Origin of the sequence: Nonomuraea sp. ATR24, from assembly GCF_041950485.1 — a bacterium.
GTDB classification, from domain to species: domain Bacteria; phylum Actinomycetota; class Actinomycetes; order Streptosporangiales; family Streptosporangiaceae; genus Nonomuraea; species Nonomuraea ceibae.
This window is the reverse complement of the sequence record NZ_JBGNUU010000005.1, coordinates 88,157-114,421: the sequence shown is the minus strand read 5'-3', so window position 1 is coordinate 114,421 and position 26,265 is coordinate 88,157. Positions and strand designations below refer to the sequence as shown.

General features: G+C 71.8%; 31 protein-coding genes. 18 read left to right on the top strand and 13 right to left on the bottom strand.

Features of this window, described 5'->3' with window-relative positions:
* Positions 1–20: 20 nt before the first annotated feature.
* A complete protein-coding gene (locus tag ACBI99_RS14700) occupies positions 21–188 on the bottom strand; it encodes a hypothetical protein (protein ID WP_197093811.1) in 168 nt (55 codons plus the stop codon).
* Positions 181–1,032 (bottom strand): SPFH domain-containing protein, encoded by an 852-nt coding sequence (locus tag ACBI99_RS14695; RefSeq protein ID WP_219511755.1) that lies wholly within the window; start codon positions 1,030–1,032, stop codon positions 181–183. The genes ACBI99_RS14700 and ACBI99_RS14695 overlap by 8 nt, the downstream gene beginning before the upstream one ends.
* Before the next feature lie 56 nt (positions 1,033–1,088).
* Between ACBI99_RS14695 and ACBI99_RS14690 the strand changes: the two genes are divergently transcribed.
* Positions 1,089–2,237, top strand: a complete 1,149-nt coding sequence (locus ACBI99_RS14690; protein WP_357584494.1) for a pyridoxal-phosphate dependent enzyme — start codon at positions 1,089–1,091, stop codon at positions 2,235–2,237.
* Here the strand turns inward: ACBI99_RS14690 and ACBI99_RS14685 are convergent.
* From ACBI99_RS14685 to ACBI99_RS14675, 3 genes are read right to left on the bottom strand one after another with little or no spacing between them, the layout of a single operon-like run.
* Positions 2,214–2,861 (bottom strand): hypothetical protein, encoded by a 648-nt coding sequence (locus tag ACBI99_RS14685; RefSeq protein WP_219511757.1) that lies wholly within the window; start codon positions 2,859–2,861, stop codon positions 2,214–2,216. The genes ACBI99_RS14690 and ACBI99_RS14685 overlap by 24 nt on opposite strands.
* Entirely contained in the window at positions 2,858–5,545 is a 2,688-nt protein-coding gene (locus ACBI99_RS14680) for an ATP-dependent RNA helicase (protein WP_375072492.1), read from the bottom strand. The genes ACBI99_RS14685 and ACBI99_RS14680 overlap by 4 nt, the downstream gene beginning before the upstream one ends.
* Complete coding sequence (locus ACBI99_RS14675; RefSeq protein WP_219511761.1) at positions 5,538–5,861, bottom strand: helix-turn-helix transcriptional regulator; 324 nt, start codon at positions 5,859–5,861, stop codon at positions 5,538–5,540. The genes ACBI99_RS14680 and ACBI99_RS14675 overlap by 8 nt, the downstream gene beginning before the upstream one ends.
* Positions 5,862–5,924: 63 nt before the next feature.
* Between ACBI99_RS14675 and ACBI99_RS14670 the strand changes: the two genes are divergently transcribed.
* The 4 genes from ACBI99_RS14670 (at position 5,925) to ACBI99_RS14655 (ending at position 9,087) form a co-directional block, all read left to right on the top strand.
* A complete protein-coding gene (locus tag ACBI99_RS14670; protein ID WP_375072491.1) occupies positions 5,925–7,073 on the top strand; it encodes an MFS transporter in 1,149 nt (382 codons plus the stop codon).
* A gap of 17 nt (positions 7,074–7,090) precedes the next feature.
* On the top strand, positions 7,091–7,498 hold the full coding sequence (locus ACBI99_RS14665; RefSeq protein WP_219511766.1) for a hypothetical protein: 408 nt from the start codon (positions 7,091–7,093) through the stop codon (positions 7,496–7,498).
* Between the two features lie 223 nt (positions 7,499–7,721).
* Positions 7,722–8,345, top strand: a complete 624-nt coding sequence (locus ACBI99_RS14660; protein WP_357584487.1) for a sigma-70 family RNA polymerase sigma factor — start codon at positions 7,722–7,724, stop codon at positions 8,343–8,345.
* A complete protein-coding gene (locus tag ACBI99_RS14655) occupies positions 8,329–9,087 on the top strand; it encodes a hypothetical protein (protein WP_375072490.1) in 759 nt (252 codons plus the stop codon). Before ACBI99_RS14660 ends, ACBI99_RS14655 begins: the two co-directional genes overlap by 17 nt.
* Here the strand turns inward: ACBI99_RS14655 and ACBI99_RS14650 are convergent.
* Entirely contained in the window at positions 9,056–9,886 is an 831-nt protein-coding gene (locus ACBI99_RS14650) for an undecaprenyl-diphosphate phosphatase (RefSeq protein ID WP_308126082.1), read from the bottom strand. The two genes, ACBI99_RS14655 and ACBI99_RS14650, sit on opposite strands and share 32 nt — an antisense overlap.
* A 154-nt stretch (positions 9,887–10,040) precedes the next feature.
* Here ACBI99_RS14650 and ACBI99_RS14645 point away from each other — a divergent pair, with 154 nt between their 5' ends.
* From ACBI99_RS14645 to ACBI99_RS14635, 3 genes are read left to right on the top strand one after another with little or no spacing between them, the layout of a single operon-like run.
* Positions 10,041–10,298, top strand: coding sequence for a sigma-70 family RNA polymerase sigma factor (locus ACBI99_RS14645; protein ID WP_308126083.1), 258 nt, complete (start codon positions 10,041–10,043; stop codon positions 10,296–10,298).
* Positions 10,295–10,462 (top strand): hypothetical protein, encoded by a 168-nt coding sequence (locus ACBI99_RS14640; RefSeq protein WP_219511776.1) that lies wholly within the window; start codon positions 10,295–10,297, stop codon positions 10,460–10,462. Before ACBI99_RS14645 ends, ACBI99_RS14640 begins: the two co-directional genes overlap by 4 nt.
* 28 nt (positions 10,463–10,490) lie before the next feature.
* Positions 10,491–10,688, top strand: a complete 198-nt coding sequence (locus ACBI99_RS14635) for a hypothetical protein (RefSeq protein ID WP_375072489.1) — start codon at positions 10,491–10,493, stop codon at positions 10,686–10,688.
* Here the strand turns inward: ACBI99_RS14635 and ACBI99_RS14630 are convergent.
* Positions 10,673–11,479, bottom strand: a complete 807-nt coding sequence (locus tag ACBI99_RS14630; protein WP_219511779.1) for an NAD(P)H-binding protein — start codon at positions 11,477–11,479, stop codon at positions 10,673–10,675. The two genes, ACBI99_RS14635 and ACBI99_RS14630, sit on opposite strands and share 16 nt — an antisense overlap.
* Before the next feature lie 74 nt (positions 11,480–11,553).
* Here ACBI99_RS14630 and ACBI99_RS14625 point away from each other — a divergent pair, with 74 nt between their 5' ends.
* The 4 genes from ACBI99_RS14625 (at position 11,554) to lipB (ending at position 13,874) form a co-directional block, all read left to right on the top strand.
* On the top strand, positions 11,554–12,474 hold the full coding sequence (locus tag ACBI99_RS14625) for an AraC family transcriptional regulator (protein ID WP_219511781.1): 921 nt from the start codon (positions 11,554–11,556) through the stop codon (positions 12,472–12,474).
* Complete coding sequence (locus ACBI99_RS14620) at positions 12,471–12,977, top strand: HAD domain-containing protein (RefSeq protein ID WP_308126084.1); 507 nt, start codon at positions 12,471–12,473, stop codon at positions 12,975–12,977. Before ACBI99_RS14625 ends, ACBI99_RS14620 begins: the two co-directional genes overlap by 4 nt.
* 62 nt (positions 12,978–13,039) lie before the next feature.
* Positions 13,040–13,222: a PspC domain-containing protein gene (locus ACBI99_RS14615; RefSeq protein ID WP_049565582.1), complete on the top strand. Its 183-nt coding sequence runs from the start codon at positions 13,040–13,042 to the stop codon at positions 13,220–13,222.
* Between the two features lie 19 nt (positions 13,223–13,241).
* Positions 13,242–13,874 (top strand): lipoyl(octanoyl) transferase LipB, encoded by a 633-nt coding sequence (lipB, locus tag ACBI99_RS14610; RefSeq protein WP_219511782.1) that lies wholly within the window; start codon positions 13,242–13,244, stop codon positions 13,872–13,874.
* A gap of 28 nt (positions 13,875–13,902) precedes the next feature.
* Here lipB and ACBI99_RS14605 read toward each other — a convergent pair whose 3' ends face one another.
* The 3 genes from ACBI99_RS14605 to ACBI99_RS14595 form a co-directional block, all read right to left on the bottom strand.
* Complete coding sequence (locus tag ACBI99_RS14605; RefSeq protein ID WP_219511784.1) at positions 13,903–15,432, bottom strand: amino acid permease; 1,530 nt, start codon at positions 15,430–15,432, stop codon at positions 13,903–13,905.
* Positions 15,433–15,529: 97 nt separating this feature from the next.
* Positions 15,530–16,066, bottom strand: a complete 537-nt coding sequence (locus ACBI99_RS14600) for a type 1 glutamine amidotransferase domain-containing protein (protein ID WP_357584475.1) — start codon at positions 16,064–16,066, stop codon at positions 15,530–15,532.
* A 9-nt stretch (positions 16,067–16,075) separates the two neighbouring features.
* Positions 16,076–16,429, bottom strand: a complete 354-nt coding sequence (locus ACBI99_RS14595) for a DUF2809 domain-containing protein (RefSeq protein ID WP_357584473.1) — start codon at positions 16,427–16,429, stop codon at positions 16,076–16,078.
* Positions 16,430–16,457: 28 nt separating this feature from the next.
* On the opposite strand from ACBI99_RS14595, the gene ACBI99_RS14590 reads away from it, so the two are divergent.
* From ACBI99_RS14590 to ACBI99_RS14565, 6 genes are all read left to right on the top strand, one after another.
* A complete protein-coding gene (locus ACBI99_RS14590) occupies positions 16,458–18,086 on the top strand; it encodes an ABC-F family ATP-binding cassette domain-containing protein (protein WP_357584471.1) in 1,629 nt (542 codons plus the stop codon).
* 120 nt (positions 18,087–18,206) lie between these two features.
* On the top strand, positions 18,207–20,012 hold the full coding sequence (locus ACBI99_RS14585; RefSeq protein WP_219511791.1) for an ABC transporter substrate-binding protein: 1,806 nt from the start codon (positions 18,207–18,209) through the stop codon (positions 20,010–20,012).
* The gene (locus ACBI99_RS14580) at positions 20,009–21,055 is read left to right on the top strand and encodes an ABC transporter permease (protein ID WP_219511794.1); all 1,047 of its coding nucleotides are present in this window, start codon (positions 20,009–20,011) and stop codon (positions 21,053–21,055) included. The genes ACBI99_RS14585 and ACBI99_RS14580 overlap by 4 nt, the downstream gene beginning before the upstream one ends.
* Complete coding sequence (locus ACBI99_RS14575) at positions 21,052–21,933, top strand: ABC transporter permease (RefSeq protein WP_219511796.1); 882 nt, start codon at positions 21,052–21,054, stop codon at positions 21,931–21,933. The genes ACBI99_RS14580 and ACBI99_RS14575 overlap by 4 nt, the downstream gene beginning before the upstream one ends.
* Complete coding sequence (locus tag ACBI99_RS14570) at positions 21,930–22,904, top strand: ABC transporter ATP-binding protein (protein WP_219511798.1); 975 nt, start codon at positions 21,930–21,932, stop codon at positions 22,902–22,904. Before ACBI99_RS14575 ends, ACBI99_RS14570 begins: the two co-directional genes overlap by 4 nt.
* Entirely contained in the window at positions 22,901–23,905 is a 1,005-nt protein-coding gene (locus ACBI99_RS14565) for an ABC transporter ATP-binding protein (protein WP_364167518.1), read from the top strand. The genes ACBI99_RS14570 and ACBI99_RS14565 overlap by 4 nt, the downstream gene beginning before the upstream one ends.
* Here the strand turns inward: ACBI99_RS14565 and ACBI99_RS14560 are convergent.
* The 3 genes from ACBI99_RS14560 to ACBI99_RS14550 all read right to left on the bottom strand — a co-directional run bounded on the left by ACBI99_RS14560 (position 23,884) and on the right by ACBI99_RS14550 (position 26,203).
* The gene (locus ACBI99_RS14560) at positions 23,884–24,720 is read right to left on the bottom strand and encodes an NAD(P)H-binding protein (RefSeq protein ID WP_375072488.1); all 837 of its coding nucleotides are present in this window, start codon (positions 24,718–24,720) and stop codon (positions 23,884–23,886) included. The two genes, ACBI99_RS14565 and ACBI99_RS14560, sit on opposite strands and share 22 nt — an antisense overlap.
* A 72-nt stretch (positions 24,721–24,792) precedes the next feature.
* Positions 24,793–25,422: a maleylpyruvate isomerase N-terminal domain-containing protein gene (locus tag ACBI99_RS14555; protein ID WP_219511804.1), complete on the bottom strand. Its 630-nt coding sequence runs from the start codon at positions 25,420–25,422 to the stop codon at positions 24,793–24,795.
* Positions 25,423–25,438: 16 nt separating this feature from the next.
* Positions 25,439–26,203 (bottom strand): nucleotidyltransferase domain-containing protein, encoded by a 765-nt coding sequence (locus ACBI99_RS14550; RefSeq protein ID WP_219511806.1) that lies wholly within the window; start codon positions 26,201–26,203, stop codon positions 25,439–25,441.
* Positions 26,204–26,265: the final 62 nt, after the last annotated feature.

The window sequence follows — 26,265 nt, the reverse complement described above, 5'->3', positions numbered from 1 at the left end:
GTTCTAGAGTGTGGCGGTTTCTACTCTTCGTTGCGAGACTTCGGCTCCCTGCTCGCCTGTTTGAGAGCGAGCCGCAACGCGTACTCGATCTGCGCGTTGACGCTGCGGAGATCGTCGGCCGCCCACTTGGCTATCGCGTCGTAGACGGCCGGATCCAGGCGCAGCAGGAGCTTCTTGCGCTCAGGCATACAGGCTGCCGGCGTTCACCACCGGCTGCGTCGCCCGGTCGCCGCACAGCACGACCAGGAGGTTGGACACCATCTGCGCCTTGCGCTCCTCGTCGAGGTCGACGACCCCCTCGGCGGCGAGCCGGTCGAGCGCGAGCTGGACCATGCCGACCGCGCCCTCGACGATCCGGGTGCGGGCCGCGACCACCTGACCGGCCTGCTGGCGGACCAGCATCGCCTGGGCGATCTCGGGCGCGTAGGCGAGGTGGGTGATACGGGCTTCCAGAACCTCGATCCCGGCCAGCTCGGTGCGGTCGCGCAGCTCGGCGGTGAGCTCGGTGGCCACCTCCGCGCCGTCGCGCAGGCTGGTGCGCTCGGGCAGGTGCGAGTCGTACGGGTGGCTGGTGGCCAGGTGGCGCACGGCGGCCTCGGACTGGATGGCCACGTACTCCTCGTAGTCGTCGACGGCGAACACCGCCTTGGCCGTGTCGACCGCCCGGTAGACGACCACGGCGGCGATCTCGACCGGGTTGCCGTCGGCGTCGTTGACCTTGAGCTTGGTCGTCTCGAAGTTACGCACCCGCAGCGTGACCATGCGCTTGGTGGTGAACGGCAGCACCCACTGGAACCCGGCCTCCGACACCGACCCGACATAGCGCCCGAGGAACTGCACGACCTTGGACTCGTTCGGGTTGACCACCGTGAAGCCGGTGGAGAGCAGCGCCGCCAGCACGAGCCAGCCGATGCCCGGGGCGAGCAGCGACTCCGGGCCGCCCGGCAGCCAGACGGCCGCCACGATGCCGCCGAGCAGCAGCAGAGCGAGCAGCACCACGAAACCGTTGATGCGGAAAGCACGTCGTTCCATCGCGACCCCTTGCTATCGAAGTGATATCACTACGATAGCTCATCTAGTCTCGTGGCGTGAACGTGCGATCCCTGGCGACCGGCCAGCGCTCCCTCGGCGACCCGACCATCGGCTATCCGCTCCGCCCGCCGCTCACCCGCGGCTGCCCCCGCACCAGCACCGCCGAGCTGGCCTACCCCGTCGAGGTCGACTACGACTACGCCCGCGTGCCCGGCGACCTGTTCGACCAGCCCGCCCTGCCCGACATCGCCCGCTGGCAGCCGCTGCTCCCGCCGCTGCTCGCGCCCACCCTCGGCGAAGGCGGCACCCCGCTCCTGGAACTCTGCGGCGTCCACGTCAAGGACGAGTCCCGCAACCCCACCTGGTCGCACAAGGACCGCCTCAACCGCGTCGCCGTCAGCGCCGCACTCGCCGAGAACGCGCCCGGCGTCGTCGTCGCCTCCTCCGGCAACCACGGCGCCGCCGCTGCCGCCTACGCCGCCCGCGCCGGACTCCCCGCGATCGTCCTCGCCTCCGCCGACTCGCCGCCCGCCGTCCAGTCCTTCGTCCGCGCGTACGGGGCCACCGTGCACACCGTGCCCGTCGAACAGCGCTGGCCCATGCTGCGCGACATCGTCGACCGGCTCGGCTACCACCCCGTCAGCAACCAGACCGTCACCCACACCGGGCACCCCTACGGCGCCGAGGGCTACAAGACGATCGCCTACGAGCTCCACGCCCAGCTCGGGCGCGCACCGGCCGCCGTGTTCACCCCCACCGGCTACGGCGAGCTGCTGTACGGGGTGTGGAAAGGGTTCGCCGAGCTCCTACGGCTCGGCGTCGTCCCCGCCGCGCCCCGCATGTTCTCCTGCGAACCGGCCGCCGGCGGGCCCAACGCCCGCGCCCTCGCCACCGGCGCGCCCGCCGCCGTCGTCGACATCACCCCCACCGACGCGTACGGGATCGCCTGCACCGTCGGCGGGCACCGGGGCGTCCGCGCCGTCACCGACAGCGGCGGCGGCGCGCTGGCCGTCACCGACGACGAACTCCGCGCCGCCCAGCGCGACCTGGCCCGCCAAGGGCTCTGGCAGGAACTGTCAGGCGCCGCCGGGCTGGCCGGCTACCGCAAGCTGCGCCAGGAGTTCGACGGGCCCGTGGTCTGCGTCGCCACGTCCAGCGGCTTCAAGGACATCGGCGTCGGATCAGCGCTTCAGCCAGACGCGTAGCGGCCCCGCCGGGACGAAGCCGTGCGCCACCGCCGGAGCCGGGTCCGGCTCGTACCCGACCAGCGGCAGGCCCGGGAACAGCGCCGCCGCCATCGCGACCACCCCGGGCCAGGCGGCCTCGCCCCACACGTTCGACACCCCCACCACCGAGGCCCGCCGCGACAGGTTGAGCACCGCCCCGCCCTCCTCGCCGCGCAGGATCGCCACGTCCTCCTCGCCGAGCAGCCCGCCCGGGAACAGCCCCGGCTGCTCGCCGTCGAAACACGCCTCGGCCCAGGCCGCCAGCTCGTCCTTCTCGCGCACCACCGCCCAGCCCCGCACGTCACCCGGACCAGGGGCCGCCCGATGGATCCAGGTCGCCTCGAACAGCACCCCGAACCCCGCCGCCGCCAGATCCAGCGCCGCGAAACTGTCCTTCACCGACGCCCCAGGCCCCGCGTCGATCCCCGCCAGCACCTCGGCCGCCGTCGCCTCCGGCGACAGCGTGACCGCGTCCGGGTAGAAGATCGGCGTCCGGACCGGGTTCGTCCACACCGTCTCGGAGAACACCCCCGGCAGCCCGTGCGCGCGGCACAGCGCGTCACACCACTCGGCATTGTTCAGGGCGGCGGCCTGGTCGATCATCTGGTCCGTTTCGTCGGGGTCGCCGTGAACGGGTCCTCCGGCCACGGATGCTTGGGATAACGGCCGCGCATCTCGGCCCGCACCGAACGGTAGCCGTCCCGCCAGAACGACGCCAGATCCGCCGTCACCGCCAGCGGACGCCCCGCCGGAGACAGCAGATGCACCAGCAACGGCACCCCCGCGATCCGCGGCGTCTCCACCCAGCCGAACAACTCCTGCAACTTGACCGCCAGCACCGGCTGCTCACCCGAATAGTCCAGCCGCACCAGCGACCCCGACGGCACCTCCACCCGCTCCGGCGCCGTCACCTCCAGCCGCTCACTCCACGGCACCAGCCTGCGCAACGCCGACGCCACGTCGATCCGCTCCAGATCCGCCCGCCGCCGCGCCCTCGACAACTCCGGCTCCAGCCACCGATCCGCCAGCTCCACCAGCCGATCCACCGGCGGCCACGGCTCACCCACCGCCCGATGGCAGAACGCCAGCCGGTCCCGCACCGCGCGCGCCGCCTTCGTCCACGTCAGCACCTCTTCCGTACGCAGGCCGTGCAGGAGGGCGTCACGCACGTCGGCATCCGGCAGCGGGGCGCTCGACAGCTCGATCGCGCCCAGCCGCTCGACCACCCGCGCCGACACGTCCCCGCGACGGCTGCCCGGCGGGACCTTCCAGGCGACCTCCTCCTCGACCGTCACCGGATGCGCCTGACGGGCGATCTCCTCGTCGATCGCCACCGCCTGCCGGATCCGCGCCGACGCCGCCCCCGCCTGACGGTCCGCCACGGCGATGGCCAGCCACTGCGCGCTCGCCAGCCTCGACCCCTCCCCGAGCTGCGCCTCCGTGCCGGACGCCATCAAATACCCGCCGCCCCGGCGCCGCGCCACCCGCTCAGGGAACGCCAACGCCACCGCCACCCCCGCCACCGCCTCAACGGACTCCACCCCGGACGAACCGGCTCCCGCCGTAGCTCGGGGGCCCGCCCCGGCGCGAGCGGCCACCCCACGCCGAGAGCCCACCGCAGCCCGCCCGGCCGTCCCGGGGGGCGAGGCCGCTTCGGAGGGGGCGGCCGTCCCGCACGACGGGGCCCCCTCGGAGGGGGTGGCCGTCCCGGACGTCGGGGCTGTTTCGGAGGGCGGAGCCGCCGCAGCCCCGGAGGCCGCTCCGGAGGAGCCGGCCGCGCCGCCCGAAGGGGCCGCCGCCCCTGAGGCCGTTCCCGGGCGGGAGCCCGCCGCAGGGCGTCCGGCTGTCCCGGGGGGTGGGGGTGCTTCGGTGGGGGTGGAGGGTGGGCGTGAGGCGGTCAGGCGGCGGGTTTCCTGGCGCCAGCGGGTGGTGAAGGGGTCGTTGCCTCGGCGGGCGGAGCGCCAGACTTCGACGAGGTCGTCGGAGGCGTCGCGCGGGAGGGGTTCGGACAGCAGGGCGATCACCTCGGCGGCGCCGGGGCCGAGGTCGAGGAGGGCGCGGGCGAGGCGGGGTTCGACGCCGGCGAGGGCCATGCGGCGGCCGTGGGCCGTCACGCGACCGGCGGGGTCGACGGCGCCGAGGGTGGCGAGGGTGCGGAGGGCGGCGGCGAGGGCGGCGGGCGACGGCGGGTCGAGGAGGGCGAGGCCGGTGCTGCCCCAGCAGGCGACCTGGAGGGCGAAGGCGGTGAGGTCGGCGAGCGCGATCTCGGGCCGTGGGTGGTCGGCTAGGCGTTCGTGCTCGGCGGCGGACCAGCACCGGTAGACGGTCCCGGGGGCTTCCCGGCCGGCGCGTCCGGCGCGCTGGTCGGCGGACGCCTTGGACACCCGGACGGTGGTGAGGGAGCCGAGGCCGCGGGCGTGGTCGGTGCGGGGTTCGCGGGCCAGCCCGGAGTCGACGACGACGCGGACGCCGGGCACGGTGAGGCTCGATTCGGCGACGGAGGTGGCCAGCACGACGCGCCGGGACGTGCCGGGTGACAGGACGGCGTCCTGGACGCGGGCGGGGGCCTGGCCGTGGACCTGGAGCACGTCGACGCCGGGCAGCATGGCGGCCACCCGGCCGATCTCGCCGACGCCGGGCAGGAAGCACAGCACGTCGCCGTCCCGTTCGGCGAGCGCGCGGCGTACGGTCTGGGCGACGTGGGCGAGCAGGGCGGGGTCGACGCGCAGCCCGTGCGGCGGGGAGACGGGGCGGGGCGGTGGCGCCCACACGGTCTCGACGGGGTGGGTGGCGCCGGTGGCGCGGACGACGGGGGCGTCGCCGAGCAGGCGGGACCACTGGCCGGCGTCGGCGGTGGCGGAGGTGGCGATGAGGCGCAGCTCGGGCCGGAGGGTGTCGCGTACGTCGAGGAGGAACGCCAGCGCCGTGTCGGCGTCGAGGTGGCGTTCGTGGCATTCGTCCAGCATGACCGCGTCGACGCCGGGCAGTTCGGGGTCGCGTTGGAGGCGTTGCAGCAGGACGCCGGTGGTGACGACCTCGACCTTGGGGTTGGCGCCGGTGTGCCGTTCGCCGCGGATGGTGTAGCTGACGCCCATGCGCCGGGCGGCGGCGCGTACGGCGAGGCGGCGGGGTTCGGCGACGAGCACGCGCAGCCCGGTGGCGGCGAGGGCGAGCGGGACGACGGTGGTCTTGCCGGTGCCGGGCGGTGCGGTCAGGACGGCGCTGCCGTCGCGGTCGAGGGCGGCGAGCAGGTCGGGCAGGACGTCGTGGATGGGCAGGTCAGGCATGCCCGCCCACGGGTGTCGCGAGGAGGACGGAGTCGAGCAGGCCGGGGAAGCGGGCCTCCAGGTCGTCGCGCCGCAGGCTCATGTACTTGAGCCTGCCCTCCTGCTTGGTGAGGACGAGGCCGGCCTCGCGCAGGGTGCGGTAGTGGTGCGAGGCGGTGGACTTGTGCACGCCGAGCGAGTCGCCCGCGACGGTGCAGGTCATCTCGCCATACGTGGCCAGCCGGGCGACGATCTCCAGCCGGATCGGGTCGGACAGCGCGCGCAGAACCTCCGTGAGCTGGATGTCGTCGGTGGCAGGGTGCGGAAGCAGGCGCATACCCGACACGATACCCAATTTTATTGTTTGACAACTATCCAACAATGCTTCAGCGTGTGTGGAGTGAATCGTCCCCTTTACCCGTTGGCCGCCGGCAACTTCGCCGTCGGCACCGGCATGTTCGTCACCGCCGGCCTGCTCGCGCCCATCTCCGGCGACCTGAACGTCTCCACCGCGGCGGCCGGGCAGCTGATGACCGTGTTCGCGCTGGCGTACGCGGTGCTGTCGCCCGTGCTCGCCGCCGTGACTGCGCGGCTGCCCCGCAAGAAGCTGCTGCTGATCGCGCTGGGCGTGTTCGTGCTCGGCAACGCGTTGACGGCACTCGCGCCGACCTACCCCCTCCTCATGGCGACCCGGGTACTGGCGGCGGCGGGGGCCGCCATGTTCACGCCGACCGCGTCGGGCGTGGCGAACGCGCTGGCCAGGCCCGAGCACCGGGGGCGGGCGCTGGCCCTGGTGCTGGGCGGGCTGAGCGTGTCGTCGGCGATCGGCGTGCCGCTCGGCACCTGGCTGGGCACGGCGTCCGGGTGGCGGACGACGATCTGGCTGGTGACGGGGCTGGGCGTGCTGGGGTTCGCCGGGGTGGCGGCGCTGGTGCCCGACGTGCGGACGGCCGTCTCGGGCCGGCTGGCCGAGCGGTTCGCGCCGCTGGCCGACCGGCGGGTGCTGGCGGTGCTGACGACGCAGTTGCTGATGTTCGGCGCCGGGTTCACCGCCTACACCTACATCGGGTCGCTGATCGACCTGCCGCTGCCGGCCGTGCTGTGGGCGTGGGGCGTCGGCGCGATCGTGGGCAGCCACGTCGGCGGCCGGCTCACCGACGCGTACGGGCCGCGCCGCATGGTGCTGATCGGGCTGGCCGCGTCCACGGTGTTCCTGGCGCTCATCCCGGTCGCCAACCTGGCGCTGCCGGTCGGGCTGCTGTGGGCGCTGCTCTGGGGCGCGCTCGGCTGGCTGATCGCCCCGGCGCAGCAGTACCGGATCGTCTCCGTCCTGCCGGGCAACGTGCCGGTCGGGCTCGGCCTGCTCTCCTCGGCCCAGTACGCGGGCCTCGTCGTCGCGGGCGTCGCCGGCGGCCTCGCGCTCGACGGGTGGGGCAGGGCCGGGGTGATCGCGCTGGCCACGGCGATCGGGGCCGTCTCGGTGCTGTTCACGCTGGCCACCTACAGGCCCGCCGCCGAACGTGAAAGCGTGCCGCAGACCGTGGGGTGATGGGGAAGAATGTCCCGGTGTCTGATACCCCCGTCCCTCCGCAGACCGACCCACGCGACGAACCCGCCCCGCTCGGGCTGATGGTGCTCCTCACCGGCGGAAGCGCCGTCGTGATCATCCTCGCGGTGACGTTCCTCTCCGGCTCTGCCGGCCTGCGCCCGCTGCTCCTCGGCCCGATCATGCTGGTCGGGTACGAGGTCCTGGTCCACGAGGTGTGGTGGAAGCGCTGGTGGGGGGCCGTCCCGGGGGCGATCGCCGGGCTGGTGACCTACTTCGAGGGACGCGCCATGCTGGCCGACCTCATCGGCGACGCCTGGGCCCATCCGCTGGCCTTCGTCACCGCCTGGGTGCTGTTCGCCGTCGTCTTCTGCCTGGCCAGCCGCTACCCCCGAACGGACTTCACGGCACAGAAGTCCGCTTCCTGAACGGCGCGGGTGCAGAAACCTCCGCTACCGGAGCTGATTTGTAGCAACGCGGCTGACTTCTGTCATGCCGGGCGCTTTCGGCGCACTTCCCGATCATGCTCGTTCTCGCCCACCTTTCTATGTCGGAACCTCATGAACCTCATGAGACATGGACCGAGAAAGGGCGAACGGACATGACATCGACAGCACCAGGCCCGGCGCGTGACCGCCGGGCAGCGACGCGGTGATCGAGCCGCCACGACGTCCCCGGCCGCCGCAGGCCGTTCCAGGGGACGCCCCGGCCACGGCGATGAGCACCCGGGTGCAGGCCATGCGCGCCGACTTCGTCGACTTCGCCGCCCGGGAGCACAGCCGGGTGATCCGCTTCCTGATGCGCGGCGGCGCCTCGCTCGCCGACAGCCAGGACGCCGCGCAGGAGGCGTTCACGCAGGCGTGGCGGCTGATCAACAGCGAGCCGGAGGCGTGGGCGCGGGTGCAGGAGCCGCTGGGCTGGATGTTCAAGGTCGCCGGCCGGTGCCTGCGCCGCCCGCCGGGGGAGAGCCGCCGGCGGGTGAGCACGGTCCCGGTCGCCGACGTCCCGGAGACGGCCGCGCGCGCCGACGATCCGGCGGACCTCATCGGCCCCGCCGTGGACGTGCTGGCCGCCCTGCGGGAGCTGCCGCCGGACCAGCGGCTGGCCATCCGGTACCGGATGGACGACCAGCCCAACTCCGCCGTCGCCGCCGCTCTGGGGCTGACGGAGCAGCAGGCCGCGGACCTGGTCAAGAAGGCACGGGTCGTGCTCAGGTACCGGCTCGCGGAGTATCGGACCCGGAAGGGGGCCGCGTCCCATGACCGATCACCGTGATGACGTCCCCCTGACCGACGAGGAGCTCGACGACCTGCTCGAACAGGCCGACGCCGACCTGCTGGCGTACGTGCGCGCGCACACGGATGTCGGCGGCCTGCTCAACTCCATGCTGGAGGTCCGCCCGGCGGTGCAGCCGCCGCCTCCGGCCGCCGCCGAGCTCTTCCACGCGCGGCTGCGGCTGCGCGAGATCGAGAGGTCCCTGACGCGGGCGGACGCGCACGCCCGGGCCCTGGCCGCGTCGTTCCGCGACACGCGCGCCGACGAGCTGACGCAGGCCGTCGACCGCGCCCTGGACAGCGCCAGGTCGGGCGATCTCAGCCGGACCCCCGACCTGCTCCGGGCGCTCACGGTGGCGTTGGCGCGCGCGGTGGCGGTCGCGCTCGCCTGCTATCCCCGACGCGGGGGCGGCTCGCCCGGCGCCCTGGTGGCACGGCCGCCGCTGAGCACGCTGATCGTGGCGATCGCGCGTGGCCTGTCGGACGCGGGCGACCTCGCCGCCGACCTGCCCGGCGTGGCCGAGCCCGGGGCCGCCCTGGACGTGTCGGGAGCGGATCTGTCCGGCCTGCGGCTGATGTCGCCGGACCTGCTGCACGGCGTCGTCTGGGACGCGGGGACGGTGTGGCCGTCCGGCCTGGGCGAGGTCGTGGGCAGCATGTCGGAGGAGGTGTGCGAGGGGGTCTACCGGGTCGTCTTCGGCGAGGACGTCATCACCCTTGGGCCGGAATCCAGCCCAGGCTGACCGCGAGGATGACGAAGACGCCGAGCAGGATGCGGTAGATCACGAAGCCGGTGAAGCGGTGGGTGCTGATGTAACGCAGGAACCAGGCCACCGCCGCGTAGCCGACGATGAACGAGATCACCGTGGCCAGGATCGTCGGCCCCCAGTCGGGCGCGTCGCCGTTGCCGATCTCGGCCAGCTCCAGCAGCCCCGACGCCAGGACGGCCGGGATGGCCAGCAGGAAGGAGTATTTGGCCGCGGCCTCCCGCCGGTAGTCGAGCAGGAGGCCGGCCGTGATCGTGCCGCCGGAGCGGGAGACGCCGGGGATGAGGGCCAGCGACTGGGCGAAGCCGTAGACGACCGCGTGGGTCACGTTGAGGTGCTTCTCCAGCGTGAGCTTGTTGCGTGCGGTGCGGTCGGCGAACCACAGGATGATGCCGAAGACGATGAGCGTGGTGCCGACCAGGCGCAGGTCGCGGAAGGCGCCCTCGATCTGGTCCTTCAGCACCAGGCCGAGCACGCCGATCGGGATGGTGCCGACGATGACGTACCAGCCCATGCGGGCGGCGAAGTGGTCGCGCAGCTCGGGCTTGAACAGCGAGCGCGTCCAGGTGGAGATGATCTCCCAGAGCTCTTTCCTGAAGTAGATCAGCACGGCCGCCTCGGTGCCGAGCTGGATCACGGCGGTGAACGCCGCCCCCGGGTCGTCCCAGCCGAGGAACGCCGAGACGACGCGGATGTGCGCGCTGGAGGAGATCGGCAGGAACTCCGTGAGCCCCTGCAGCAGCCCCAGCACCACTGCTTCCATCCAGCCGATCACGTGCGCACCTTCCCCAGGAAACACCGGAGTGAACGAGGTGAGGCTAGCGGAAACGGGGACCGCCGGAGGGCCCCGCGGAACGTCCCGGCGAGGAGGACAGCCCATGTTCACCCGACGGTTCACGAAAATTCATGACGAACGGTGTCGGCCGATTGTGGCCACGGCCGAGGACCTGGTGCAGACGGCTCTCGCCCGCGACGTGACGGAGAAGGACGCGCTGTGGGCGGCGATCCGCGGGCTGTCGGACCGGCAGCGGGCGGTGGTCGTCCTGCACTACTTCGAGGGGCTGACGCTGCCGCAGTGCGCGGCGGTGCTCGGCTGCTCGCTCGGCACCGTCAAGACCCAGCTCGGCCGCGCCCTGACGCGGCTGCGGGTCCATCCGGCCGTGCGGCTCACGAGGGCGGGGCGATGACCTACACCGAGGACGAACTGCGCGACCTGCTCGCGGAGCTGACGGCGTACGTGCCTGGAAGGACGGTGGACGTGACGAGGATCGTACGGCGGGGCAGGCGGATGCTGCTGGTGCGCAGGCGGGAAGGCCCGCCACACGTTCCGCGCGGGGGAGCTGCCGCGTGACTGGACGGACCGGAAGCAGTCCGTCCGGGTGTGGGTGTTCCCCCCGACGTCGCTGATCACGGAGGCCGCGCTGGACGGCTGCGCGCTGCCGGAGAAGGACAAGGGCATGTGCGACGGCCGGTACGTCGCCGGGGAGCTGGTCCGCTACGACGTCGCGCTCCAGCTCGCCGGCGAGCTGGGAGCCCGGCCGGGGGCGTGGATGGCCGGCGTCTACGACGTGGACTGAGCCCAGGCCGCGGCGAAGTCGGTGAAATCCCGCGCCGGCCGGCCCAGCGCCTCGCGCACCCCGTCGGCCACGTAGGCGTTGCGCCCGTCGAGCACCTCGGTGAACAGCGTGGTCAGCATGGCGACGACGTCGCCGGGGACCCCGTGCTCGGCGGCGCCGGCCGCGTACTGCTCCATCGTGATCGGGATGTAGGCGATCTCCCTTCCTGTGGCCTTGGACAGCTCGGCCGCCGCGTCGGCGAACGTGAGCAGCCTCGGCCCGGTCAGCTCGTACGTCCTGCCGGTGTGGCCGTCCTCGACGAGCGCGGCCACCGCGACGTCGGCGATGTCGTCGGCGTCGACGAACGGCTCGGCCACTTCGCGCGCCGGCAGCGCGATCGCGCCGTCCAGCACCGACTCCAGCAGGTAGCCCTCGGTGAAGTTCTGCATGAACCAGCCGCAGGTGACGACGGTCCACTCCAAACCCGATTCGCGCACGACCCGCTCGCACGCCTGCGCCTCGGGCTCGTTGCGGCCGGACAGCAGCACCAGCCGCCGCACGCCGGACCGGACGGCCAGCTCGGTGAAGGCGCGGATGTCGTCCAGCGCGCCCGGCACGATCAGGTCGGGCTGGTAGGCGAGGTAGGCGGCGTCCGCCCCCGCGAGGGCGGGCGCCCAGGTGTCACGGTCGGTCCAGTCGAACGGCGGCGTCCCCGAGCGGGAGCCGACCCGGACGGTGTGGCCGAGAGCGGTCAGCTTGTCTGCGATCCGGCGGCCGGTCTTGCCGGTGCCGCCCGTAACCAAGATTGTCATGGCTCCATTAAGCCCGGCCGTGGTGAGACTATCCATGGTTGAGAAGCGCGTTGGCATATGCGATCGTCTAACTCATGGACCATCTGGCAGCGCTGCTCGACGGCCCGCGGGCCCGTGGCGCCTTCCTGCTCCGCTCGATCCTCGACCCGCCGTGGTCGATCCGCATCCAGGACGAGGCCCCGCTGACGCTGGTGGCGATGGTACGGGGCTCGGCCTGGATCGTGCCGTCACGGGGTGAGCTCGTGAGCCTGGCGCCCGGCGACGTGGCGATCGTCCGCGGGCCCGACCCGTACACGGTCGCCGACCGGCCGGAGACCGAGCCGCAGATCGTCATCCACCCCGGCCAGCACTGCACCACCCTGGACGGCGAGTCCCTCTACCAGGCGATGGACCTGGGCGTGCGCACCTGGGGCAACAGCCCCGACGGCGGCACCGTGATGATCACCGGCACCTACCTCATGGAGGGGGAGATCAGCAGGCGGCTGCTGGACGCGCTGCCGCCGCTGCTGGTGCAGCCGGGGGAGCCGCTGATCCCGCTGCTCGGCGCCGAGGTGGTCAGGGACGAGCCCGGCCAGGAGGCGGTGCTCGACCGGCTGCTCGACCTGCTGCTGATCTCGACGCTGCGCTCATGGTTCGCCGAGCACGAGGCGCCGGGCTGGTATCGGGCGAGCGGTGACCCTATCGTGGGCCGGGCGATGCGCATGCTGCACAACAACCCGGCCCACCCCTGGACGGTCGCCTCGCTGGCCGCCGAGGTGGGCGTCTCGCGTGCCTCGCTGGCCCGGCGGTTCACCGAGCTGGTGGGGGAGCCGCCGATGGCCTTCCTCACCGACTGGCGGCTCGCCCTGGCCGCCGACCTGCTGCGCGAGCCTGACGCGACGGTCGGCTCGGTGGCGCGCAAGGTCGGCTACGGCAGCCCGTTCGCGCTGAGCGCCGCCTTCAAACGGGTGCGCGGCATCAGCCCTCAGGAGCACCGGGCCGGGGCCGCCACGTGAAACCGCTGCTGCTCCTGGACGTCGACGGCGTGCTCAACCCCACCGGGCACGCCACGCCAGACTTCCGGCGCTACCGGTGCACGATCGGCGACATCCTCTACACGGTGCACCTCAACCCCAGGCACGGGCCCCGGCTGATGGAGCTCGCCCTGCGCACCGGCTCCGAGCTGGCCTGGGCGACCACCTGGGAGCGGCACGCCAACGAGTGGATCGCGCCCCGGCTGGGGCTGCCGATGCTGCCGGTGGTCCCGCTGGGGCCCGACCGGGGCAGCCGGCACGGCGAGATGTTCAAGACCCGTTACGTGGCGGACTACGTGGGCAGGCGGCCCTTCGTCTGGTTCGACGACCAGGTCTTCAAGGAGGACGAGGAGTATCTCAGGGCTCATCAGGGTCTGGACGACTTCCTGCTCGTCCACGTGCCTCCAGCACGCGGCCTGACCAGCGAACATCTGGCGCTGGCCCGGGAGTGGCTGACCCTTACAGGGTTTTCTCAGGGGCCCTGACGGGATAGGCGGCGCGCGGTCGTCCGTTGGACCAGTCAGAACGTAACCACACGGAGGACACGATGTACCGCTCACGAGAGCACAGGATCCTGGCCGGCGTCTGCGGCGGTCTCGCCGACAAGATGGGCCTGCCGCCCACCCTGGTCCGCATCATCTGGCTGATCCTCTCGCTCTTCCCCGGGCCGATGTGGGTCGTCTACGCGATCATGTGGATCCTCGTCCCCGAGGAGCCGAAGAAGTACTAGTCCCGCCTATGCTCGAAGCATGGCAAGGCCGCTGACACTCATCCAGGACGAGCTCGTCGACTACGACAAGGCGATGGAGCGCATGGCCGACCTCGTCGGCGAGCGCCAACGGGACGAGCGGCCGGACACGCTCTGGCTGCTCAGCCATCCGTCCGTCTACACCGTCGGCCGCCGCACCCCGGCGGCGCACCTGCCCGACCCGTCGCGCGGCATCCCGGTCGTCGAGACCGGGCGCGGCGGGCAGCTCACCTACCACGGCCCGGGGCAGCTCGTCGGCTACCTCGTCGTCAAGCTGGGGGAGGACGAGGGCATCGTCGACTACGTGCGCGAGGTCGAGCTGCGGCTCGTCGACGCGCTGGGCGCGCTCGGCCTGCCCGCCGAGCGCCGCGACACCCCGCCGGGCTCGGAGCTGCTCACCGGCGTGTGGACGTCGCGGACCGGCCGCAAGATCGTCTCGATCGGCATGCGGCAGAGCCGCGGCGTCACCAGCCACGGCTTCGCCCTCAACGTCGACGGCGACCTCACGCCGTGGGACTGGGCGGTCGCCTGCGGCATGCCGGACGTCGACATGACCTCGCTCAAGCGCGAGCTGGGCGACACCGCGATGGACAAGGTCCGCGCGGCCGTGGCCGCCTCCTTCGAGGCGGCCTGACCACGCACTCAGTACGTCATCTCGTACGTCATTCCGCCGGGACCTCGTCGACGGTGCGGCGAGGCCCGGTGAACCAGTGCCGGGCCGACAGCGCCCACCACAGCGCGATGCCGACCAGCACGACCCCGACGGCGATCGGCGCGTAGTTGACCGACGTCCAGGTGAAGTCCGCGTTGCCCGGCACGCCGGCGGGCGAGAACGGCATGACGAAGTACACGCAGACGATGGCGATCTCGACGCAGGCGATCCAGCACAGCGCCTTGTAGCGGCGCCCGAGCGTCCACGGCCCGGGCTCGAAGCGGTCGCCCATCCGCAGCCGCAGCCAGATCGGGATGAGGAACGCCAGGTAGAGCCCGATGACGGCGATCGACACGACGGCGTAGAAGGCGACGGGCGTGGTGAGCCCGGCGGGCGCGTAGAGGGCGGGCAGGGTGATGAGGGCGGCCACCGCGCAGCCGGCCAGGATGGCGTTGACCGGGGTGCGGTTGCGGTCGACCTTGGACCACAGCCGCCAGCCGGGCACTGCGCCGTCGCGAGAGAAGGCGTACGTCATCCGCGACATCGAGGTCACGCAGCTCATGCCGCAGAAGAACTGGCCGATCGTGGAGATCGCGAAGATCGCGGTGGCCAGCGGTGAGGAGAGCGCGGTGGTGAAGATCGCGCCGACGAAGCCGCCCTGCGCGTTGATCTCGTCCACGTTGGTGGCCGCGAACAGGAACGCCAGCAGCAGGATCCAGCCGCCGATCGCCGAGTAGAAGATCGACTGCCAGAGCCCGCGGGCGGCGGCCTTGGCGGCGCCCTGGGTCTCCTCCGACACGTGCGCGCAGGCGTCGAAGCCGGTGATCGTGTACTGCGTGAGCAGGAAGCCGAGCGGCAGCACGTACAGCCAGAAGGGCAGGCCGCCGTCGCCGTCGCCGAACCCGGAGTTGTTGATCGTCTCGGTGAAGACGAAGCCGACGGACTGGTGCTGGGCGGGGGCGAAGACGAGGATGGCGACGATGACCGCGGCGCCGGCGACGTGCCACCAGACGGAGATGTTCTGCAGCAGCGAGATCAGTCGATGGCTGTAGATGTTGATCAGCGCGTGCAGCACCAGGATGATCACGAACAGCAGGAACGCCTGCGGCAGCGTGCCTTCCCAGGCGCCGCCGGTCAGCCGGGTGAGCGTGATGTTGAGGAACGTGGCGCAGCCGTAGTCGACGGACGCGGTGACGGCGATGAGGCCGATGAGGTTGAGCCAGCCGGTGAACCAGCCGTGGATCGGCTTGCCCAGCTTGGCGGCCCACCAGTAGATGCCGCCCGCCGTCGGGTAGGCGGAGACCAGCTCGGCCATGCAGAAGCCGATGATCAGGATGAACAGGGAGATCAGCGGCCAGCCCCACGAGATGGCGATGGGGCCGCCGTTGTTCCAGGCCTGTCCGAAGGTCGTGAAGCAGCCGGCGAGGATCGAGATGATGGAGAAGGAGATCGCGAAGTTGGAGAAACCGCTCCAGGTCCGGGCCAGCTCCTGTTTGTAGCCGAGCTCGGCGAGTCGCCTGGAATCCTCTTCTGTGGTCACTGAGGTCTCCCTGGGGGGCGCGGAGGACGCTCTTTTGGTCTACGTCTAGACCATTTCCCCCGCGCGAGCAAGGAGTTACAGAAGAGTTTCGATCTCGTCAGCCGAACGCGTCGACCGTGGCCTGGCAGAACGCCTTCAGATCGTCCGGTTTGCGGCTGGTGACCAGCTTGTTCGGGCCGCCGGTGCACACGACGACCTCCCGGTCCTCCCAGGTGGCTCCGGCGTTGCGCAGGTCCGTCTGCAGGCTCGGCCACGAGGTGACCGTACGGCCGCGCACCACGTCGGCCTCGATGAGCGTCCACGGCGCGTGGCAGATGGCGGCCACCGGCTTGCCGGCGTCGAAGAAGCCCTTGGCGAACGCGACGGCCTGCGGCACGGTGCGCAGGAAGTCGGGGTTGGCGACGCCGCCGGGCAGCACGAGGCCGTCGAAGTCGGCGGGCGACACCTCCTCCACCGTGGCGTCCACGGCGAACGTGTCGGCCTTGTCGAGGTGGTTGAAGCCCTGGACCTGGCCCGCGCTGGTGGAGACCAGCTTGGGCGTGCCGCCGGCCTGCTTGACGGCCTTCCACGGCTCGGTGAGCTCCACCTGCTCGACGCCTTCGGGTGCCACGAGGAACGCGATGGTCTTGTCCATGCCTGCCCCCTATCCCGCAGGCCGCGATCTATACGCCCAGGTGTGACCGGCCCACGCCAGGGCCGCGCCGATCGCGTACCAGAGCAGGTCGGGCGGGTTGAAGGTGCTGCCGAGCAGCGGGCGCAGCATCGCAGGGATGCCCGCGAGCTGGGCGAACTCGATCGCCCAGCTCAGCCCTGCCGACACCAGGGCGGCGGCCCAGGGGCGGACGCGGGGCAGGGCCAGCAGCACGAGCAGGTAGATCAGCACCGTGTAGAGCGCGTCGCCGGCGTACTTGGGGACCGGGCCGTCCCACAGCATGCGCACGCCGAGGCCCAGACCTATGGTGACCAGCGCGGCGAGGGCGACGGGCAAACGGGACACCGGGCACACACTAGTAGCATCGGCCCACATGAGTGCGACCATGGTGGTGCGGGATCTGGCGGCCGGACACGGGGAGCGGGTGCTGTTCTCCGGGCTGGATGTCGTGGTGGCCCCCGGCGACGTGATCGGGCTCGTGGGGGCCAACGGCGCGGGCAAGTCCACGCTGCTGCGCATGCTGGCCGGGATCGACCGGCCCGAGCAGGGCACGATCCGGCTCAGCCCGGCCACGGCCACCGTCGGCCACCTGCCGCAGGAGCCCGACCGCAGGCCGGGCGAGACGGTCAGGGAGTTCCTGGCCCGGCGCACCGGCGTGGCCCAGGCGCAGCGCGAGCTCGACGCCGCCACGCAGGGTCTGGTCGAGCAGGCGCCCGGCGCCGACGACGCCTACAGCGTGGCCCTGGAGCGGTGGCTGTCGCTCGGCGGCGCCGACCTGGAGGAGCGCACCGAGACGATCGGGCTGACGGTCGGCCTGGACCAGCTCATGACCTCGCTGTCCGGCGGCCAGGCGGCCCGCGCCGGGCTGGCGTCGCTGCTGCTCAGCCGCTACGACCTGTTCCTGCTCGACGAGCCGACCAACGACCTGGACCTCGACGGCCTCGACCGGCTGGAGGGCTTCGTCAACGGGCTGCGCGCCGGCACCGTGCTGGTCAGCCACGACCGCGAGTTCCTGGCCAGGACCGTCACCAAGGTCCTGGAGCTGGACCTGGCCCAGCAGCAGATCCACCTCTACGGCGGCGGCTACCAGGCGTACCTGGACGAGCGCGAGGTCGCCAGGCGGCACGCCAGGGAGCAGTACGAGGAGTACGCGGAGACCCGCGCCCAGCTGGAGGCCCGCGCCCGCACCCAGCGGGCGTGGATGGAGAAGGGCGTCAAGAACGCCCGCCGCAAGATGCCCGACAACGACAAGATCGGCCGCAACGCCCGCGTCGAGGCCACCGAGAAGCAGGCGGCCAAGGCCCGCCAGACCGACAAGATGATCGAGCGGCTGGACGTCGTCGAGGAGCCGCGCAAGGAGTGGGAGCTGCGGATGGAGATCGCCGCCGCGCCCCGCTCCGGCGCGGTCGTGGCGACGCTGCGCGGCGCGGTGGTCCGGCGCGGCACGTTCACGCTCGGCCCGGTCGACCTGGAGATCGGCTGGGCGGAGCGGGTCGCGATCACCGGGCCCAACGGCGCGGGCAAGACCACGCTGCTGGCCGCCCTGCTCGGCCGGACCGAGCTGGACGAGGGGCACGCCGCGCTCGGCCCCGGCGTCGTCGTCGGCGAGGTCGACCAGGCGCGCGGGCTGTTCGAGGGCGAGGAGGCGCTGCTCGACGCGTTCGCCACGCACGTGCCGGAGCTGATGCCGGCCGACGTGCGGACCCTGCTGGCCAAGTTCGGGCTCAAGGCCGGGCACGTGCTGCGCTCGGCGGCCACGCTGTCACCCGGCGAGCGCACCCGGGCCGCGCTGGCGTTGTTGCAGGCCAGGGGTGTTAACCTGCTCGTGCTCGACGAGCCGACCAACCATCTCGACCTGCCCGCCATCGAGCAGCTGGAGTCGGCGCTGGCGAGCTATCCGGGCACCCTGCTGCTGGTCACGCACGACCGCCGGATGCTCGACGCCGTGCACGTCGATCGCCGGCTGCGGGTGGAGTCGGGCGCGGTCACCGAAGCCCGCTGAAAATTTACACCGCGCAAGGAAACGAAGATGAAACAATTCTCCGCCACTCGTTGACATGCGACGTTCCTATGGTGTGCCGTGCTCTACACAGATAACCCCCCGCCTGAAGGTGAGGCACTCATGAGGAAATGGCTCGCGCGCCTGGCTGTGCTGGGCGTCGCGCTGTTGGTAGCCGGTCAGGGCCAGGCGGCCCTAGCGCAGGACCCTGCGGCGGGGAAGAAGATCGTACGTGTGGGCGCCACCCAGGCCGTCGACTCGATGAACCCCTTCCTCGCGGTCCGCCTGGTCTCCACCTCGATCCACCGCTGGATGTACGGGTTCCTCACGGTGCCCGACTCCAAGACGCTCAAGCCGAGCCCCGACCTGGCCGAGTCGTGGACCACGTCCGAGGACGGCCTCACCTGGACGTTCAAGATCCGCCAGACGAAGTGGTCCGACGGCCAGCCGGTCACCGCCGAGGACGCCGCCTGGACGTTCAACAAGATCATGACCGACGACGCGGCCAAGACCGCCAACGGCCCCGCCGTCGAGAACTTCGAGAGCGTCACGGCCAACGGCCAGGACCTGGTCATCAAGCTCAAGGCCCCGCAGGCCTCGATGCTGGAGAACCCGATCCCGATCATGCCCAAGCATGTGTGGGAGAAGGTCACCGACCTCGGCCAGTTCTCCGGCGACCAGTACCCGGCCGTGGTCAGCGGCCCGTACATCGCCGTCGAGCACAAGAAGGACCAGTACGTCAAGCTCAAGGCCAACCCCAACTACTGGCGGGGCGCCCCCAAGATCGACGAGCTTCAGGTCATCTTCTACGACAACCCCGCGGCCTCGATCGTCGGCCTGAAGAACGGCGAGATCGACCTGATCGGCCGGCTCAACCCGCCGGAGTTCGAGGCGCTCAAGGGCGACCCCAACATCGTCCAGTGGAACCAGCAGGGCCGCCGCGCCAACTACCTGCAGATCAACCACGGCGCCACCACCACCGACGACAAGCCCGTCGGCGACGGTCACCCGGCGCTGAAGGACCAGAAGGTCCGCCAGGCGCTGCACTACGCCATCGACAAGGACAAGCTCGTCGCCGAGGTGCAGAACGGCCTGGCCAAGCCCGCCCACGGCTCGATCGTGCCGCCCATGTACACGGACTTCTTCTGGGAGGCGAGCGGCGACACCAAGGTCACCTACGACCCGGCCAAGGCCAACCAGATCCTCGACGAGGCCGGCTACAAGAAGGGCGCCGACGGCGTCCGCACGATGCCCGACGGTGACCGCAAGCTGGAGTTCCGCTTCAGCATCCACACCGACACCCCGATCGAGGACAAGCTCGCCGAATACCTGACCGGGTTCTTCAAGGAGATCGGCATCACGCTGACCACCAAGAAGCTCGACTCCAGCAAGTTCACCGAGGAGACCGGCGTCACCGGCCTGTTCGACATCGCGATCAGCGGCTGGTCGGTCAACCCCGACCCGGAGGAGGTCCTGGCGACGCACCTGTGCAGCCGCCGGCCGACCCCGTCCGGCGAGGGCGGCGGCACCGAGTCGTTCTACTGCGACGAGACCTTCGAGAAGCTCTACCAGGAGCAGCTCAAGGAGCTCGACCGGCCCAAGCGCGCCGAGCTGATCAAGCAGATGCAGGAGCGCCTCTACACCGACGCCCCGGTGATCGCGATCTACTACACCAACGACCTCGAGGGCTACCGCAAGGACCGCATCAAGAGCGTCACCTCGGTGCCCGAGCAGGACGGCATCCTGTACGGCGCCAGCAGCTTCTGGCCGTTCTACTCGCTGGAGGCCGTCGAGCCGGCCGCCGCCGAGGCCGAGGGCGGCTCCAACACCGGCCTGATCGCCGGCGTGGTCGGGGCCGTGGTGGTCATCGGCCTCGGAGCCTTCTTCCTCACCAGGCGGCGTAAGAGTGCCGCGGACGACCGAGAATGACAGCACCTCTCGAAGCAGTGGAACCCGCCGCCTCCCAGGCGGCGGGCCCCGCTGAGGACCATCGCCCCGCCCGCCACGGCATCCTGCGCTACGCGCTGTCGAAGGCCGGCGGGGCGTTGTTCAGCATCGCCATGGTGATCATCGGAACGTTCTTCCTGTTCCGGCTGCTCCCGGGAGATCCCGTACGGGCCCTGGCCCAGGGACGCAACATGACCCCCGAGCAACTGGACATGGAACGCCGCAGGCTCGGCCTCGACGAGCCGCTGATCAACCAGTTCCTCAACTTCCTGGGCGACACGCTCCGCTTCGACCTCGGCATGTCCTACGAGTACAAGCGCCCGGTGCTCGACCTCATCGGGGACCGGATCGGCGCCACGCTGCTGCTGGCGGGCGTCGGCCTCGCGGTCGCGGTCAGCCTCGGCATCTGGCAGGGCATGCGGGCCGGGTGGCGCCACGGCAGCCGGTTCGACCGGTTCTCCACCGGCACCTCGCTGGTGCTGTGGTCGGTGCCGACGTTCTGGCTCGGGCTGCTCCTGCTGCTGGTGTTCGGCGCCTACCTCAAGATCTTCCCGTCGCGGGGCATCCAGAGCGTCGACGCGCCCGACGGGTTCGGCTACGTGCTCGACGTCGCGCACCACATGGTGCTGCCCGTCATCACCCTGGTCGGCGTGGTCTACGCCCAGTACCTGCTGGTCATGCGCTCGTCCCTGCTCGACGAGGTGGGCCAGGACTACATCACCACCGCCCGGGCCAAGGGCCTGCGCGACGACGACGTGCGGCGGCGGCACGCGGTGCCCAACGCGCTGCTCCCGACGGTCACGCTGGTGTTCATGCGCGTCGGCTTCGTCGTGGGCGGCGCGGTCACGGTGGAGACCATCTTCAGCTGGCCCGGCCTCGGGCAGCTCTTCTACGAGGCGGTCAGGGTGCCTGACTTCACGCTGATGCAGGGCACGTTCATGCTCATCACGGTCGCCGTGATCATCATGAACACGCTGGCCGACGTGATCTACCACATCCTCGACCCGAGGGTGAGGTCGGCATGAGCGTCGCGTCGGCACGCAGGCGGCAGTCGCTGACCCGGTTCTGGAAGGACTTCAGCAGGCAGCGGGCCGGCGTCGTGGGCCTGGTCATCCTGGTCGTCGCCGCGCTGCTGGCCGTGGTCGCGCCGCTGTTCATCGACCAGAGCGTCACCGGCGTCGTCAACGCCCCCGGCAAGCCGATGCAGCCGCCCAGCCTGGAGTTCCCGTTCGGCACCGACGAGTCGGGCCGCTCGATCCTGCTCATGGTGTGGTGGGGCTCGCGCACGTCGCTGCTCATCGGCTTCCTCGCGGCGCTGGTCAGCATGCTGATCGGCACCGTGCTCGGCATCGCCGCCGGGCACTTCCGCGGCTGGGTCAGCGCGGTCATCCTGCGGGTGACCGACTGGTTCCTGGTGCTGCCCTCGCTGGTCACGGCCCTGGTGCTGGCGGCCATCATGGGCGGCAGCACGTTCACGATCATCATGGCGATCGGCGTCACCACCTGGCCGACGACCGCCCGGCTGATCCGCGCCCAGACGCTGGCCGTCGAGGCCCGGCCGTACATCGAGCGCTCCAAGGCGCTCGGCGCCGGCCACTGGCACGTCACCACCCGGCACGTGCTGCCGAACGTGGCGCCGCTGCTGCTGGCCAGCACCACGCTGGAGGTCGCCAGCGCCATCGTCACCGAGTCCACGCTGGCCTTCCTCGGCGTCAGCGCGAACAAGACCTCGTGGGGCACGATGCTGCGCGGCTCCTACGACTGGGGCGCGGCCACCGCGGGCGCCTGGTGGTACATCCTGATCCCCGGCCTGTGCATCGTCGCGGTCGTCATGGCGTTCACGCTGTGCGGCCGGGCGCTGGAGGCCGTGCTCAACCCGCGACTGCGGAAGGCGGGCGCATGACCCTCCTCGAACTGGACGACGTCTCGGTGACGTACCGGATCGCCTCCGGCGAGGTCCCCGCCGTGCGCGGGGTGTCGCTGTCGCTCGACAGCGGCGCCGCGCTCGGGGTCGCCGGCGAGTCGGGGTCCGGCAAGTCGACGCTGGCCATGGCGCTGCTGCGGCTGCTGCCGCGGGACGCGCGCGTCGGCGGCCGGATCCTGCTCGGCGGCGAGGACGTGCTGACCATGAAGTGGGGCCGGCTGCGCGCCGTGCGCTGGGCGGAGGCCTCGATCGTGTTCCAGGGCGCGCAGCACGGGCTCAACCCGGTGCGCCGGATCGGCGAGCAGATCGCCGAGCCGATGCTGGTGCACGGCCTGGCCAAGCCCGACCAGGCGGACAAGCGGGTGGCCGAGCTGCTCGGCCAGGTGGGCATGCCCGCCTGGCGGGCGCAGAGCTACCCGCACGAGCTGTCCGGCGGGCAGCGCCAGCGCGTGATGATCGCGATGGCGCTCGCCTGCTCGCCCAAGCTGATCATCGCCGACGAGCCGACGACCGCGCTCGACGTGATGGTCCAGGCCCAGGTGCTGACGCTGATCAAGGACCTGGTCGCCGAGCACGACATCTCCCTCATCATGATCTCGCACGACCTGTCGGTCCTCGCCGACGTGTGCGGGCAGCTCGCGGTCATGTACGCGGGCCGCGTCGTCGAGCACGGCCCGTCGCGCGAGGTGTTCCACGACGCCAAGCACCCCTACAGCAGGGCGCTGGCGGCGGCGTTCCCCACGGTCGGCGACCCGGTCTCCCGGCTGGCGCCCAAGGGGCTCGGCGGCGACCCGCCCGACCCCATGCATCTGCCGTCCGGCTGCGCCTTCCACCCGCGCTGCCCGATCGCGCTGGAGGAGTGCTCGTCGCTCGACGTCGAGCTGTGGCCCGCCGGTGACCGCCGCAGCGCCGCCTGCGTGCACGTACGGGCGAAGGAGGAGGCATCATGACCGAGACCGAAGCACCGGCGGAGACCGTGAGCACGGCCCGCCGCACCCTGCTCGAAGCCCGTGACCTGCGCGTGGAGTTCGCCTCGCGCGGGCGGCGGGCCCGCGCGGTCGACGGCGTGAACCTCGCGGTCGGCGAGGGCGAGATCGTGGCGCTGGTCGGGGAGTCCGGCTGCGGCAAGACGACGCTCGCCCGCACCCTGCTCGGCCTGGAGAAGCCCACGGCGGGCACCGTCCACTTCGACGGCCGGCCGCTGAAGTACGGCTCGAAGGCGCTGAAGGAATACCGCAGGCAGGTGCAGCTCGTCCTCCAGGACCCGACGGGCTCGCTCAACCCGCGGCACACCGTCTACGAGGCGGTGGCCGAGGGGCCGCGCATCCACGGCCTGCCCGACGAGGCCGACATCGTGAACTCGGCGCTGTCGCGGGCCGGGCTGCGCCCGCCGGAGCGGTTCCTGCTGCGCTACCCGCACGAGCTGTCCGGCGGGCAGCGGCAGCGCGTGGTGATCGCCGGTGCGCTGGCGCTGAACCCGAAGGTGCTGATCGCCGACGAGCCGGTGGCCTCGCTGGACGCCTCGGTGCGCGGCGAGATCCTGGCGCTGATGCTCAAGCTCCGCGACGAGCTGGGATTGTCGGCGCTGGTCGTCACCCACGACCTGGGCCTGGCGTGGAACATCGCCGACCGGGTGGCGGTGATGTACCTGGGCCGGATCGTCGAGTCGGGGCCGGTCGAGCAGGTGCTGACGGCGCCGCGCCACCCCTACACGCAGGCGCTGCTGTCGGTGCTGCCCGAGTCGCCCGAACGGGTGGTGCTGACGGGCGAGCCGCCGGACCCGACCCGCATCCCGGGCGGCTGCCGCTTCCACGCCCGCTGCCAGGTGCTCGCCTCCGGCAAGGCGGCCGAGGCCGGCGTGGACGCCCGGTGCAGGGGTGAACTGCTCGACATCCTGCCCGCCTCGGCCGCCGCGCAGGCGGCCTGCTACTACGCGGACGCCACGGGCTGAAAGGCCGCCGCGTTCTCGGCGGCCCACTCGGCGAAGCTCCGGGCGGGCCTGCCGGTGACCTGCTCGACGGTCGGGACCACGGTCTTGCCGACGTCCGGGGTGTTGCCGAGGGCGTCGATGAGGAACGCGATCGTCTCCTCGCCCATGCCGAACGAGCGCCACTGGGCGCGGGCCTCGTCCTCGGTCAGCTCGACGAAGCGGATCTCGGCGCCGAGGGCCTCGCCCAGCAGCCGGACCTTCTCGGCGGTGGTGACGGCGGCGGGGCCGGTCAGCGTCAGGCTCTCGCCGCCGTGCCCGCCCTCGGCCAGCACGGTCGCGGCCACGGCGGCGATGTCGCGCTCGTGCACCATCGCGCTGAGCCGGTCGCCGAACGGCTCGCGCACGACGCCCTCGCTCCTGACGGAGTGCGTCCACCACTTGAGCGTGTTGGACATGAACTCGACCGGGTGCAGCAGCGTCCACTCCATGCCGGTGGCGGCCAGGGCCTGCTCCAGCGCGCCGTCGGCGCGCCCACCGAGCACGGTCACCCGCTTCACCCCGGCCTCGGCCGCCAGCGCGGCGATGCGGTCGCCGTGCTGGAGGGGCGCGTAGTCGTCGCCGGCGAAGTTGATCAGGTGCGCGGCCTCGACGCCGTCGAACGCGGCGGCCAGCGTCTCGGGCCTGGCCAGGTCGCCCTCGACGACCTCGACGCCCTCGGGCAGATCGGCCTTGGCGGCGTCCCTGGTCAGGGCCCGGACGCTGTGGCCGGCGCGCAGGAGCTCCTCCACGACGAGGCGGCCGACGGTCCCGGTGGCTCCGGTGACGAGGAAAGTCATGGCATGCTCCTTCTAGCGATGCGGAACGGAACGTTCTGATCTCAGAATAGCAGAACAGAACGTTTCATTCCACTAGAAGGCGCTGATCGCCGCCGGAGCCCTCTCGGCCCTGCTCAGCGTGCGGATCACCGCGGTCGCGCCGTGCCGGTGCACGGCCAGCCGCGCCAGCATCTCGACGACCGGCTCCACGACCTGCGGCGGCAGCTCGGGAGTCGGCACCCCGACGCTGGCGGCCAGGTCGTCGGCGTGCACCACGAGCTCGATCAGCCGGGTCAGCAGGAAGTCGTCCAGCAGCAGCGACCAGTTCGGCAGGTCGATCACCCGGTCGGCGGGCTCCGCCGCGAGCGCGGCCCGCTGCCGGTCGAGCAGGTCCTCCGTGGACGCCGCCAGGGCCTCGGCCCCACGGGCGGCGGCCTGCTCGCCGCCGCGCCTGATGTTCACGTTGCTCTCGTGGTCGAGGCCCTCCTGCACCCACGGGGAGCGCGTGTAGTGCTCCAGCAGCCGGATCGGCTCCCCGGCACCCTCGCTCGCCAGCGCGCCGTCGACGCGCACGAGCTGCTGCGCCAGGTGCCCGGCCAGCCCGCCGACGCTGAACTCGGTCAGCGCGCTCGGCTTGTCCCAGGCCGCCGCGACGGCGGGGTCCCGCAGCAGCGCCGCCGCCGAAGCGGCCGCCGTCACGTACGCGTTCCTGATCTCCCCCATGGGTGGCGATATCCCCTCATTGCGGTGTCATTGCGGTGTTTTCGCCCAGGTTATCCCTGGCGGTCCGCGTGATCGCGTCCCGGATGAACCGCCGGGCCAGCTTCGCCCTGCGGAACCGGCTCAGCACCGGCGGCGGCGTCCCGTACCGCCTGGCGCGGATGTCGGCCACCACCACGTCCGGCGCGCCCAGCTCGGCCAGCACGTCGAGCGCCTCCCGCTTGGTGATCAGCCGCCCGTCCCGCAAAGTCACCGTCGCCCGCGCCACCGTCACCATGCCGAGGTCCACCCACACCTCGCGCAGCCAGCGACGCCGCCCGCCGAGCTTGACCAGCCAGAAGTCACGCAGATCCGCCCGGACGAAGTCGGCCAGCTCGCCGTCGGACACCGGCGGGATCAGCGCGTCCGGCGGCTCCCCGTACAGCTCCAGCGCCCCCGTCAGCAGCTCGCGGCGGGTGACGGCGGTGACCGGCCGCTCGAACAGCTCCGCCATCGCCCACGTCACGTGCCGCTCGCCCGGATCGGCCAGCCGCGCCACCGGCAGGTAGGAGCAGTGCAACTGCCCGGCCAGCGGCAGGTCGAGCCCCTGGTGAAGCGCCTCCAGCCGGCCGCGCTCCGCGTCGGTGAGCGGCCTCTCCACCACGGCGACCAGGTCCAGATCGCTCCGGCCCGGCTGGTAGTCGCCCCTGGCCAGCGACCCGTGCGCCCACAGCGCCACGAGCGGCACGACCGGCCCGACCTCCGCGAGGAAGCGCGTCAGCAGAAGCTCCGTGGAAGTGTGCATGCTGCCACTGTGAACGATCAGCCGCCGCCCATCCATACGGCGGCCGGTAAAACCGGTTGCCG

Bases quoted from the DNA above. Each gene is read 5' to 3' on its own strand.
- ACBI99_RS14700 (WP_197093811.1), bottom strand. From the start codon at position 188: ATGCCTGAGCGCAAGAAGCTCCTGCTGCGCCTGGATCCGGCCGTCTAC.
- ACBI99_RS14695 (WP_219511755.1), bottom strand. From the start codon at position 1,032: ATGGAACGACGTGCTTTCCGCATCAACGGTTTCGTGGTGCTGCTCGCT.
- ACBI99_RS14685 (WP_219511757.1), bottom strand. From the start codon at position 2,861: ATGATCGACCAGGCCGCCGCCCTGAACAATGCCGAGTGGTGTGACGCG.
- ACBI99_RS14680 (WP_375072492.1), bottom strand. From the start codon at position 5,545: ATGCCTGACCTGCCCATCCACGACGTCCTGCCCGACCTGCTCGCCGCC.
- ACBI99_RS14675 (WP_219511761.1), bottom strand. From the start codon at position 5,861: ATGCGCCTGCTTCCGCACCCTGCCACCGACGACATCCAGCTCACGGAG.
- ACBI99_RS14655 (WP_375072490.1), top strand. From the start codon at position 8,329: ATGACCGATCACCGTGATGACGTCCCCCTGACCGACGAGGAGCTCGAC.
- ACBI99_RS14640 (WP_219511776.1), top strand. From the start codon at position 10,295: ATGACCTACACCGAGGACGAACTGCGCGACCTGCTCGCGGAGCTGACG.
- ACBI99_RS14630 (WP_219511779.1), bottom strand. From the start codon at position 11,479: ATGACAATCTTGGTTACGGGCGGCACCGGCAAGACCGGCCGCCGGATC.
- ACBI99_RS14625 (WP_219511781.1), top strand. From the start codon at position 11,554: ATGGACCATCTGGCAGCGCTGCTCGACGGCCCGCGGGCCCGTGGCGCC.
- ACBI99_RS14615 (WP_049565582.1), top strand. From the start codon at position 13,040: ATGTACCGCTCACGAGAGCACAGGATCCTGGCCGGCGTCTGCGGCGGT.
- lipB (WP_219511782.1), top strand. From the start codon at position 13,242: ATGGCAAGGCCGCTGACACTCATCCAGGACGAGCTCGTCGACTACGAC.
- ACBI99_RS14600 (WP_357584475.1), bottom strand. From the start codon at position 16,066: ATGGACAAGACCATCGCGTTCCTCGTGGCACCCGAAGGCGTCGAGCAG.
- ACBI99_RS14590 (WP_357584471.1), top strand. From the start codon at position 16,458: ATGAGTGCGACCATGGTGGTGCGGGATCTGGCGGCCGGACACGGGGAG.
- ACBI99_RS14585 (WP_219511791.1), top strand. From the start codon at position 18,207: ATGAGGAAATGGCTCGCGCGCCTGGCTGTGCTGGGCGTCGCGCTGTTG.
- ACBI99_RS14580 (WP_219511794.1), top strand. From the start codon at position 20,009: ATGACAGCACCTCTCGAAGCAGTGGAACCCGCCGCCTCCCAGGCGGCG.
- ACBI99_RS14575 (WP_219511796.1), top strand. From the start codon at position 21,052: ATGAGCGTCGCGTCGGCACGCAGGCGGCAGTCGCTGACCCGGTTCTGG.
- ACBI99_RS14570 (WP_219511798.1), top strand. From the start codon at position 21,930: ATGACCCTCCTCGAACTGGACGACGTCTCGGTGACGTACCGGATCGCC.
- ACBI99_RS14565 (WP_364167518.1), top strand. From the start codon at position 22,901: ATGACCGAGACCGAAGCACCGGCGGAGACCGTGAGCACGGCCCGCCGC.
- ACBI99_RS14560 (WP_375072488.1), bottom strand. From the start codon at position 24,720: ATGACTTTCCTCGTCACCGGAGCCACCGGGACCGTCGGCCGCCTCGTC.
- ACBI99_RS14555 (WP_219511804.1), bottom strand. From the start codon at position 25,422: ATGGGGGAGATCAGGAACGCGTACGTGACGGCGGCCGCTTCGGCGGCG.
- ACBI99_RS14550 (WP_219511806.1), bottom strand. From the start codon at position 26,203: ATGCACACTTCCACGGAGCTTCTGCTGACGCGCTTCCTCGCGGAGGTC.